Raw genomic sequence first — 9,793 nt, forward strand, 5'->3', positions numbered from 1 at the left:
ACTGCATTGGACACAAATGTGATTTTGTTTTCCTTTCTTCTTGCCGTTTTTACGGATATGGGTTGATTTACATTCAGGGCATTGCATAAATTATTCCTCCTATTCATACTCTAACTCAGCAACGCCCAGAATTTGTACAGCAACAGCATCAATATAATACGGACGATGTTGCCCAATTACTTACTCCTCGCGAGGCAGTATATCCTGTTACTCACCCCGACATTTGCGAAAGACTGGGAGTATCGATTTCCTAAACAATATATAAAGAATATAGCCTTTGTCAAAAAGATGAGGTATGTCTGGTAATGGGCGATCGGGAATTGGTAATTGATAGTTTCTCTAAGCTTTCTGAGGTTTCTCTCCGGTAAAGACGCTCGCCCGCAGTGTGTGTTCTCTCTACTGAGAGTAGCAGAATTTGGCATACCTCATGTTTATGAGAACTTGTATAACTACAGCTTTCTTCCGACTTTCTTCTTCCCTCTTCCGACTTCCCTCTTCCTTCTTCCTTCTTCCTTCTTCCTTCTTTTTATGAAAATTGCTCTGTTCACTGAAACATTTTGGCCGAAAATAGACGGCATTGTGACGCGCCTAATTCACACTGTAGATCACTTGCAGCGATCGGGCGAACAAGTTCTGATATTTTCTCCAGATTACGGAATTACAGAATACAAAGGTGCCCGAGTTTACGGTGTTGAGGGTTTGCCTTTACCGATGTACCCGGAACTGAAAATGGCACTGCCCAGTCCGGCTATAGGTCAACAATTACAGAAGTTTCAACCGGATCTTATTCATGTTGTCAATCCCGCTATTTTGGGATTGGGCGGGATATATTACGGCAAAAAGTTCAATATTCCGATTTTGGCTTCTTACCACACGCATTTACCGAAATACTTGCACCATTACGGTTTTGGAATGCTCGAACCATTGCTGTGGGAATTGCTCAAAGGGGCGCACAATCAAGCTGAATTAAATCTGTGCACTTCTACAGCAATGGTGGATGAGTTGAGAACTCATGGCATTGAGCGAGTAGACTTGTGGCAGCGCGGTGTAGATACCGAAATGTTTGTCCCCGAATTGACGAGTCGAGAAATGCGATCGCGCCTTTCTGAAAATAACCCAGATAGCCCCTTACTCCTCTACGTCGGTCGCCTCGGTGCCGAAAAAGAAATCGAATCGATCAAACCAGTCCTCGCCGCCATTCCCGGCGCCCGCCTCGCCCTAGTGGGAGACGGCCCGCACCGCCAAACCCTCGAACAATATTTTGCCGGCACCCCCACAAATTTTGTTGGCTACCTCAAGGGGCAAGAATTGGCTTCTGCTTACGCATCTGCTGATGCCTTCATTTTTCCGTCCCGTACCGAAACCTTGGGCTTAGTGCTCCTCGAAGCTATGGCTGCGGGGACGCCCGTAGTGGCGGCTCGCAGTGGCGGAATTCCCGATATTGTGACAGACGGTGTTAACGGCTATTTATTTGACCCCGCCGATGAAGCCGGAGCAGTGGCTGCCACCCAGCGCCTGTTTGCGAATCCCGAAGAACGGGAAACCCTCCGCCAAAACGCTCGCTCTGAAGCCGAACGCTGGGGTTGGGCGGCGGCGACTAACCAACTACGAGGCTACTATCGATCGGTCGTATTTGCCCAGTCCATGGCCTCTGCTGCTTAAATTTCACAAGCTGTCGCGCTTTTAAACTCTGCATTCGGCACCTTATGGTGTCACACAGTATAATTACTCAGAAAAATCGCTTTTTCAAGTGATAAATTATGCTTTTTTCCAATTTATATCGGCCAACATACGGTAGAAAAGTATAATTTATTACTTAATTGGTCGATAAAAATAAGTAAAAACCGATTGTGACAGTTGAGGGTGCCGAATGTAGGCCAAACATTACCAACAGCTTAGGTTCCGTCCCGAGGCAGTTTCTAGCGAGGAGGGATGTCCTCAAAGATCGATCGAACTTTTTTGGCGATCGGATCGCCGTAGCTATCCTGCTGTATTGGTAAAGTAGTTGAGTTGGTGGAATGTCTTAACAAAACACGGTAAAATATCAGAGTTGTGGACTGAAAGTTAATTTCTACCCATGTCTACCCAAAACTACCCAGTTTGTCCCTCTTCCCCAATTAATTGGTCAACAAACAATCTCAGCCTTTCTTGCCGATCGGGGATAGCTTTGAGTTTCTCTTTCTGTCCTTCATACCCCCTAAACGCAATAACCGCCTTGTCTGTTGGTTCCGCAAGTCGTTTGAGAGCGCCGTATGTGTGTGCTTGAAAAGGCATTAACACCACCTGCATATGTAGGTAGGTTAATCCACTTGTACCAAACATTGAAAGGTCGAATCAATGCTTTTAAGTTTCCGAAGCGCATTAATCCCGAACAACAAGCAAATTACAGCTTTCAAAAAAGCATCAGGCGTTGCCAGACACAGTTACAACTGGGGGAACGCCCTGATTCAAGATTTGCTCAAACAACGCGAATTCGACAAAACACTCAAAATACCATCAGCCATTGACTTGCACAAACGGTTGGTTGCCGAAGTAAAATCAGCAAATAACTGGTACTATGAAACCAATAAAAATGTCCCACAAAAAGCATTAGGAGACTTGCGTCAAGCCTGGGAAAGGTGTTTCAAAAAAACATCAAAGCAACCGAGATTCAAGAAAAAGGGACAAAAAGATTCCTTTTACCTAGAATCAGGAACCAAAGCAAAGCCAGGAATTAATAACGATGGCAAGCGAGTCAAATTGCCATCGATCGGATGGGTAAAACTTACCGAACCATTGCCGCTGACAGCAGTTCACAATTGCGTAATTGGTCGCACCGCCAATAGGTGGTTTATTGCCATCAAATACGAAGTTGAATTACCAGAAGTTGCAACAAGTCGTCCCGTTGTTGGTGTTGATATCGGGATTAAAGAACTTGCTGTCTGCTCCGACGGCAAAGTCTTTGCGAATCCCAAAGCTTACCGACGGATGAGCAAAAATATCAAGCGAAAACAGCGGGACGTAAGTCGTAAAGTCAAAGGCTCTATTAATCGTGCTAAATCAATCGAGAAACTGAGCAAACTCTATGCTAAAGTAGCAAATATCCGAAAAGACGCCATACACAAGCTGACTAATTATCTTGCCAAAAACCACAGCGAGATTAAGATTGAGGACTTGAATATTAAAGCGTTTTTGAAGAATCACAAATTAGCCGGAGCGATTTCTGATTGTGGGATGTACGAATTTAAGCGGCAATTAGAATACAAAACGATTAAGTTTTTATCTAAACTAACAGTCGTAGATAGATTATTTCCTAGCTCGCAGAACTTGCTGTTACAATTGTGGAAAACATCGACACAAAATGCCCTTAAAGAATCGTGTCTACCTCTGTCCTGATTGCGGCAATGTTCAAGACAGAGATTTAAATGCGGCGAGAAACATAGAACGTTGGTTTGATGGAATTTTTATTCCAGAACGTTCGGATATGGCGGTGAGTTCCACCGCGTCAGCCTGCGGAGTAGACAAACCCGACAATAGCCATGTTGTCGCTACTGTGAAACAGGAAGTTAACACCAAAATTACTCATCTCCAGTTAAGTCTAGATTTGGGTAGCTCTGGGTAATTTTTTCAGAACGGAAAGATGAACTGCATACCCTTTTAAACAAGCGTTGAAGCATCAACCATCTATGGATGTGTCGATCGTTGGTGACGTTGGTGTAGATACACAAATGTGGAGACATCCACATTTCAATAGCGCTTTTAACATTGTGTTAAAGGCTTTGAGAGATACCTCCGCATCCAGGGTGGACGTAAGCTCCCCAGGCTGTGCTATACACAGTAGAGGTTGATTAGCAGCTTGTGGCGGGTGAAATGTATCTGTTGCGTTTACCATTAAACCATGAGTAGCTTTGCAATGCTTCGCGGGTGGGGAGAGTAGCGCCTTCAACAGACCAAATACCGGTCGCCGATCGCGCTAAAACATTTACACCGCGCAGCAGCCGAGCACAGAGTGTCAAATCTACATTGCCCGCGATCGACAGCCTGCTAGCTAATTTTCAGACTGGCAGGGTTCACAAGTCAAGTTCAACTTTAACTGGCGAACCCTCATCAGTATCAAGGTTGTAACAAAAAAGATCGAGCATCTGTAACAAGCAAACTGAACTTTCATCCGCCAAACAATGAAGCCATTATTGATCGAAGCGACAATCGAATGCTGAGTTGAAAAGCAAACAACTCAAACAGTTTGCACCCCAGCATCTAGCACCGATCGACCAGCCGGTCAATCTACCCCTCCGAGCAAGCAGTTAATCATGACATTCTCCAATGCTGGTAGCGTTCTGGCTACACTGACTCAAGTCAATTTTATGGGGGCATTGACCTCTCGTGTTAAGAGCTTGCCAGTTACTGAATTAGTGTGCCTGCTCGACTTTGTAACGGCTGAATTTCAGCAATTTATCAGGGCAATGGACCTGATTAACAATGAAGCACTCGAAACTCTCTTAGAGCAACTGTTAGATGCCTTCACTGTCAAAATTGGTCAAATTTTGCAAGCAGACCGGACAACAATTTTTTTGGTAGATGCCAACAAAAATCAACTGTGGCACAAAACAGTCGATGGACTCACGGGCGAAGATATAGAAATTCGCTTGCCGATGGATGCAGGCATTTTAGGCTACGTAGCAACTACTGGAAAATCGCTCAATGTCTTGCATGGTAGAGAACACGAGCATTTTAATGTGGAAGTAGACGAACCGCCGAACTACCGGGTTGAGACCATCCTCTGTATGCCGATTTTTAGCAGCAAGAGCCAGCACGAACCCGTAGCGGTGGTGAGACTGTTAAACAAAGCTGGCAATGCCCCCTTTACCGAGGAAGACGAACAGCAGTTCCAGGCTTTTGCAGATTCGATCGGGATTATTCTCGAAAGCTGTCAATCTTTCTACGTCGTGGCCCGCAACCAGCGAGGGGTGGCCGCACTTTTGAGAGCTACCACGACGTTGGGTCAAAGCCTTGACTTGGAAACAACTTTGCGCTCTGTCATGGATCAAGCTCGGGACTTGATGCAAGCCGATCGCAGCACGCTATTTTTATTAAATAGGGAAACCAACGAACTCTGGACAAAAGTCGCCAAGGCCGACGGCAAAACTATGGTCGAAATCCGCATTCCTGCTAACAAGGGAATTGCAGGCTACGTGGCTTCAACCGGTCAAACTCTAAATATTACAGATGCTTACGACGATCCCCGCTTTGACCCATCTACAGACCAGCAAACGGGATATCGCACTCGCACTGTCTTGTGTATGCCGGTGCATAACGCCAAAGGTGAGCTGATTGGGGTGACTCAGCTAATTAATAAGACTCAAGGCACTTTCACAACTTCCGACGAAGAGTTTTTGCGAGCATTTAATTCCCAAGCCGGAATGGCGCTGCAAAATTCTCAACTGTTTCAGAACGTGATGGTGGAAAAGCAGTATCAAAAAGATATGCTGCAAAGTCTTTCAGATGCAGTCATTTCGACCGATTTACAGGGGCGAATAGTCACGATTAACGAAGCCGCGCTGGAATTGTTGGGCTGCCCGGTAAATCAAGATAAAAGCAAACACAATCTCGCGATTTGGGAAGATAAACTGATCGATCGCTATGTTTGGGAAGTTGTGCCGATCGAAAATTTGAAATTTCGAGTCGAAGACAGTCTTCACACTGCTGCCAGATCTTACGTTCCCGAACAAAGTTTAACTGTGGGACAGTTGGTGGAAACAACCCTTGGTAGTTCCGCAGCAGCAGACACAGAAGCAGAAAGTTACATTTTGGCCGTGCCCGATCGCAATGACCCCACTTTATATTACGCTTGGGGTGAAAACAGCGCCTGGACTGAGGAAGTAGCGCAGGCAGAATTAGCTAATTCCCAATCTCTATTTTCGCTGCGGAATGCTGACCTCTATCACCCTTATTGTCCCCTACCCATCCCAGCTTCTCGAATTAAAGTAATTGAACGCAGTTTGAATTTAACTGTCAACCCGCTGATTAATCCAGAAGGTGGCGTGCGCGGCGGTTTAGTGGTACTCGAAGACATCAGCCGCGAAAAGCGGATGAAAACCACAATGTCTCGCTACATGACTCCCGGAGTCGTAGATAAAATCATGGCCTTGGGCGAAGGCTCCCTGATGGTGGGCGAACGCAAAGAAGTTACTATTTTATTTTCCGACATTCGCGGCTACACCACTCTGACCGAAAATTTGGGAGCCTCGGAAGTTGTGGCCCTATTGAACCAGTATTTTGAGACGATGGTGGAGGCCGTTTTCCACTACGAAGGCACTTTAGACAAGTTTATCGGCGATGCTTTAATGGCGGTGTTCGGTGCGCCCCTGCCGCTCAATCCCCCGGAAAGTCACGGTTGGATGGCGGTGCAGTCGGCTTTAGATATGCGCCGGCGCTTGAAAGAGTTTAACGATTCTCGCCCAGGTGCCGATCCGTTTCGCTTCGGAATTGGGATTAGTTCTGGAGAGGTGGTTTCGGGAAATATTGGCTCGGAAAAGCGGATGGATTACACCGTAATCGGGGATGCGGTGAATTTGAGTTCCCGCTTGGAACAGCTTACAAAGGAGTACGGCTGCGATATAATTTTGAGCGAATTTACCTACAATTTGTGCCGCGAACGGATTTGGGTGCGAGAGTTGGACAAGGTGCGGGTTAAGGGCAAAAATCAGCCGGTCGGCATTTACGAGTTGCTGCAAATTAATTCCGAGCCCCTCGATGGGGAAACCGAAAGGTTTTTGGAACTTTACAACAACGGCCGCCATGCTTATATTGCTAGAAATTTTCAGCAAGCTATTAATTATTTTGAGGCGGCTTTAGCTATGCGACCGAGCGATCGACCTGTGGAAGTTCAGATCGAGCGATCCCTCAGCTATTTGGAAATACCCCCGCCCGACGAATGGGACGGCGTGCATACTATGACAAAAAAGTAGCATATACTATCATATCCGAGAGCCTAAATGTAAAAAGATTGGATAAAGTTTTGAGATCTTCCTTATGACAGAGTTAAGAAGTGGAAAAATGTGAAAACATGAATCGGATGCCACATTAAAGTTAGTATTTATTTTCATACCGACAATTAAATGAACTATTTATCTGTTCCGAATGCCACAAAAGCCGATCGCATTCTGGTTGTAGATGACGCACCAGATAATGTTTTGCTGGTGCAGACAATCCTGGAAGAAGAAGGTTACGAAATTAGCACGGCCGAGAACGGCTTTTCGGCCTTAAGCCAAATCGACAAGTCAACCCCCGATTTGGTATTGCTAGACGTAATGATGCCAGGAATGGACGGTTACGAAGTCACCCAGCGAATGCGACAAAATAAGGAATTGCCCTTTATCCCAATTTTGCTGATCACAGCTCACGACAGCGCCAGTGTAGTCCAGGGACTCGACATGGGCGCAGACGATTTTATCCGCAAACCCGTGGAAATGGACGAACTGCTGGCGAGGGTGCGATCGCTCTTGCGGCTCAAACACAGCGTAGACGAACGAAATTCGATCGCCCTCCAGCGCGAAGATTTTGTCTCCAGACTCGCTCACGACTTGCGGACGCCCCTCGTAGCAGCCGATCGAATGCTAACTTTAATGCAGCAGGGAGCTTTGGGAGAAATCTCGCTCCCCATGCGCGACGCTTTCGGGACAATGGTTCGCAGTAACAAAAACCTGATCGCGATGGTAAATATGCTCCTCGAAGTCTACCGCTACGAAGCAGGGCGCAAATCCCTCAGTTTCGCTCCGGTTGACTTGCGCCAGCTTATTACCGAAGTAGCCGAAGAACTCGCTCCCCTAGCCGATGCTAAAAATTTGTCGGTGAATTTAGACTTGAGTGAAAGTGCAGAAAGTGCTCCGATTGCCAAGTATCCGGGCGATCGTCTCGAGCTGCACCGCTTGCTGACAAACTTAATCGGAAATGCGATAAAATTCACCGACAGCGGCTCAATAGATGTCCGCTTAAAAGCTGCCAATTCACCTGTTTATACGAGCTTCAAAAACCAACCTCTGGCATGGGTAATTATGGAAATCCAAGACACCGGCGCTGGCATTTCTCCCGCCGAACAAACGAAGTTATTTGAAAGGTTTGGCTCGGGAACTCACAAGAAATCCAGCACAGGTTTGGGACTGCACCTCTGCCGCCAAATAGTCGAAGCTCACCGCGGCACGATCGTGGTCAAATCCGATTTGGGTAAAGGCAGCTTGTTTACTATTCGCTTGCCTTGTTAGAGTGATAGGGAAAGCCCTTTTCCGGCAAAATTTACAATCTCAACACTGACGCCCGGAATCTATTATGTCTCATATTAAATTAGGTCAATTACGAGTCAGAAAAATAGGTTCGTAGTCAGGACTTTAGTCCTTCTTTGGCTCTGACTAAAGTCCGCACTACAAACCAGTCAATCACGAGTCAGAAAAATAGGTTCGTAGTCAGGACTTTAGTCCTTCTTTGGCTCGGACTAAAGTCCGCACTACAAACCAGTCAATCACGAGTCAGAAAAATAGGTTCGCAGTCAGGACTTTAGTCCTTCTTTGGCTCGGACTAAAGTCCGCACTACAAACCTGCTCGGACTAAAGTCCGCACTACAAACCTGTTTGACACTGCATGATATCGTGCGATGTCTGGGTTTGGAATACAATCGGAAAATTATTAGGCAGATGTCATATAATTACTTGGCAACTGAATTTATTTCAATATGTTTGACTGTCCAGTGTGCGGTGCTGAGTACATAGAAAAAAAAGCAGATTTTTGCTCGATTTGTGGTTGGAATTTGACTCCCTACCCGCAGCGAAGCAAGCCTTCCAAAACTTATTTAAAACAAGAACAAGTTCGATTGCAGTGGGCAAAACAAATGTGGGAATCGGCCCGCCACCAACAAAATTGGTCGGCCAGATTTGACGAGTTGGAACAGGAATTGCAGCAAGGTGCGATCGCCCGCGCGTACCTGCAATCTCAATTAGAATGGGTTCTTTACCGCCTCGAACAACTCAATCCCGAATTCATTGCCACCACTCTACTGCGGTTGGAAGAGAAAATCGGCGCCTTACCTGACCAAACTCCGGCTATCTCTGAAGTGGGGATGGATTACCGACAACTGACAAAGCTGTTAGAAACGGGAAAATGGCGCAAAGCAGACGAACATACTTGGGAAATTTTGCTGCAAATCGCTGTGAGGGAAGACGAAGGCTGGCTGAGTGCAGCCGATATTGATTGTTTTCCTCCTACAGACCTTCGCACGATCGACAAACTTTGGCAACAACACAGCAGCGGGCGGTTTGGATTCACCGTACAACAACAGATTTGGGAAAGTACCGCCGGAAATTATACCCAATTGTGCGATCGAGTCGGCTGGCGAGTCAAGGAAAATTGGAAATATTACAGCGAGCTCTCATTCAGCGAAAATGCTCCCCCCGGACACCTCCCCGTTACCGCCTGGAGACATCGATCGCGCTTGTTACCTAATTCGGAGAGAAGGCTCCCGCCATACTGTACTCAGGAAAGCGGTGAGATGAATCGACTGTCAAAACTGAGACGCACCCTAACTAATTTTCGTATCGGCTCAATAAGTAGGGGTAGCAGTTAATCTGGCTGCCAAGACAATCCCAACGGATAAAGAGCAGATTTTTCGCGAATAATAGTGGACAGAGAGGGAATAACTCCAAGTTGAGAAATTCGGTCGCGCACATAATCAAAAAAACTGATTCCCAACTGACGTGTAGTAGCAACAAGAGACATAAAAGTATCCCATGCCTGAGTACCCTCAATAGTTTGAGTTGCATAACTA

The 9,793-nt window shown here is 46.3% G+C and carries 8 protein-coding genes and 2 pseudogenes; 6 read left to right on the top strand and 4 right to left on the bottom strand.

Annotation, left to right across the window (positions count from 1 at the left end; genetic code table 11):
- Window positions 1-87, bottom strand: a pseudogene (locus QZW82_RS31405) (IS1 family transposase); the annotation flags it as partial.
- Window positions 88-528: 441 nt separating this feature from the next.
- Between QZW82_RS31405 and QZW82_RS31410 the strand changes: the two are divergent.
- The gene (locus QZW82_RS31410; RefSeq protein WP_293158077.1) at window positions 529-1,662 is read left to right on the top strand and encodes a glycosyltransferase; all 1,134 of its coding nucleotides are present in this window, start codon (window positions 529-531) and stop codon (window positions 1,660-1,662) included.
- A gap of 429 nt (window positions 1,663-2,091) precedes the next feature.
- On the opposite strand, the gene QZW82_RS31415 is transcribed toward QZW82_RS31410, so the two are convergent.
- Window positions 2,092-2,274 (bottom strand): hypothetical protein, encoded by a 183-nt coding sequence (locus QZW82_RS31415; protein ID WP_293158080.1) that lies wholly within the window; start codon window positions 2,272-2,274, stop codon window positions 2,092-2,094.
- 63 nt (window positions 2,275-2,337) lie between these two features.
- On the opposite strand from QZW82_RS31415, the gene QZW82_RS31420 reads away from it, so the two are divergent.
- The gene (locus QZW82_RS31420) at window positions 2,338-3,375 is read left to right on the top strand and encodes an RNA-guided endonuclease TnpB family protein (RefSeq protein ID WP_293158083.1); all 1,038 of its coding nucleotides are present in this window, start codon (window positions 2,338-2,340) and stop codon (window positions 3,373-3,375) included.
- A complete protein-coding gene (locus QZW82_RS31425) occupies window positions 3,341-3,601 on the top strand; it encodes a zinc ribbon domain-containing protein (protein ID WP_293158086.1) in 261 nt (86 codons plus the stop codon). Before QZW82_RS31420 ends, QZW82_RS31425 begins: the two co-directional genes overlap by 35 nt.
- A gap of 226 nt (window positions 3,602-3,827) precedes the next feature.
- Here QZW82_RS31425 and QZW82_RS31430 read toward each other — a convergent pair whose 3' ends face one another.
- Window positions 3,828-3,995: a hypothetical protein gene (locus tag QZW82_RS31430; RefSeq protein WP_293158089.1), complete on the bottom strand. Its 168-nt coding sequence runs from the start codon at window positions 3,993-3,995 to the stop codon at window positions 3,828-3,830.
- 294 nt (window positions 3,996-4,289) lie between these two features.
- Between QZW82_RS31430 and QZW82_RS31435 the strand changes: the two genes are divergently transcribed.
- From QZW82_RS31435 to QZW82_RS31445, 3 genes are all read left to right on the top strand, one after another.
- Window positions 4,290-6,947: a GAF domain-containing protein gene (locus QZW82_RS31435; RefSeq protein ID WP_293158092.1), complete on the top strand. Its 2,658-nt coding sequence runs from the start codon at window positions 4,290-4,292 to the stop codon at window positions 6,945-6,947.
- A gap of 150 nt (window positions 6,948-7,097) precedes the next feature.
- Window positions 7,098-8,240 (top strand): hybrid sensor histidine kinase/response regulator, encoded by a 1,143-nt coding sequence (locus QZW82_RS31440; protein ID WP_293158095.1) that lies wholly within the window; start codon window positions 7,098-7,100, stop codon window positions 8,238-8,240.
- A gap of 464 nt (window positions 8,241-8,704) precedes the next feature.
- On the top strand, window positions 8,705-9,592 hold the full coding sequence (locus QZW82_RS31445) for a GUN4 domain-containing protein (RefSeq protein ID WP_293158098.1): 888 nt from the start codon (window positions 8,705-8,707) through the stop codon (window positions 9,590-9,592).
- On the opposite strand, the pseudogene QZW82_RS31450 reads toward QZW82_RS31445, so the two are convergent.
- Window positions 9,589-9,793 (bottom strand): annotated as a pseudogene (locus QZW82_RS31450) (hypothetical protein); the annotation flags it as partial. The gene QZW82_RS31445 and the pseudogene QZW82_RS31450 sit on opposite strands and share 4 nt — an antisense overlap.

Source organism: Microcoleus sp. bin48.metabat.b7b8b9.023, from assembly GCF_013299185.1.
Taxonomy (GTDB): domain Bacteria; phylum Cyanobacteriota; class Cyanobacteriia; order Cyanobacteriales; family Microcoleaceae; genus Microcoleus.

Excerpts from the sequence above, each read along its gene's own strand:
- QZW82_RS31440 (WP_293158095.1), top strand. The coding sequence starts at position 7,098 with ATGAACTATTTATCTGTTCCGAATGCCACAAAAGCCGATCGCATTCTG.
- QZW82_RS31420 (WP_293158083.1), top strand. The coding sequence starts at position 2,338 with ATGCTTTTAAGTTTCCGAAGCGCATTAATCCCGAACAACAAGCAAATT.
- QZW82_RS31435 (WP_293158092.1), top strand. The coding sequence starts at position 4,290 with ATGACATTCTCCAATGCTGGTAGCGTTCTGGCTACACTGACTCAAGTC.
- QZW82_RS31425 (WP_293158086.1), top strand. The coding sequence starts at position 3,341 with ATGCCCTTAAAGAATCGTGTCTACCTCTGTCCTGATTGCGGCAATGTT.
- QZW82_RS31410 (WP_293158077.1), top strand. The coding sequence starts at position 529 with ATGAAAATTGCTCTGTTCACTGAAACATTTTGGCCGAAAATAGACGGC.
- QZW82_RS31445 (WP_293158098.1), top strand. The coding sequence starts at position 8,705 with ATGTTTGACTGTCCAGTGTGCGGTGCTGAGTACATAGAAAAAAAAGCA.
- QZW82_RS31415 (WP_293158080.1), bottom strand. The coding sequence starts at position 2,274 with ATGCCTTTTCAAGCACACACATACGGCGCTCTCAAACGACTTGCGGAA.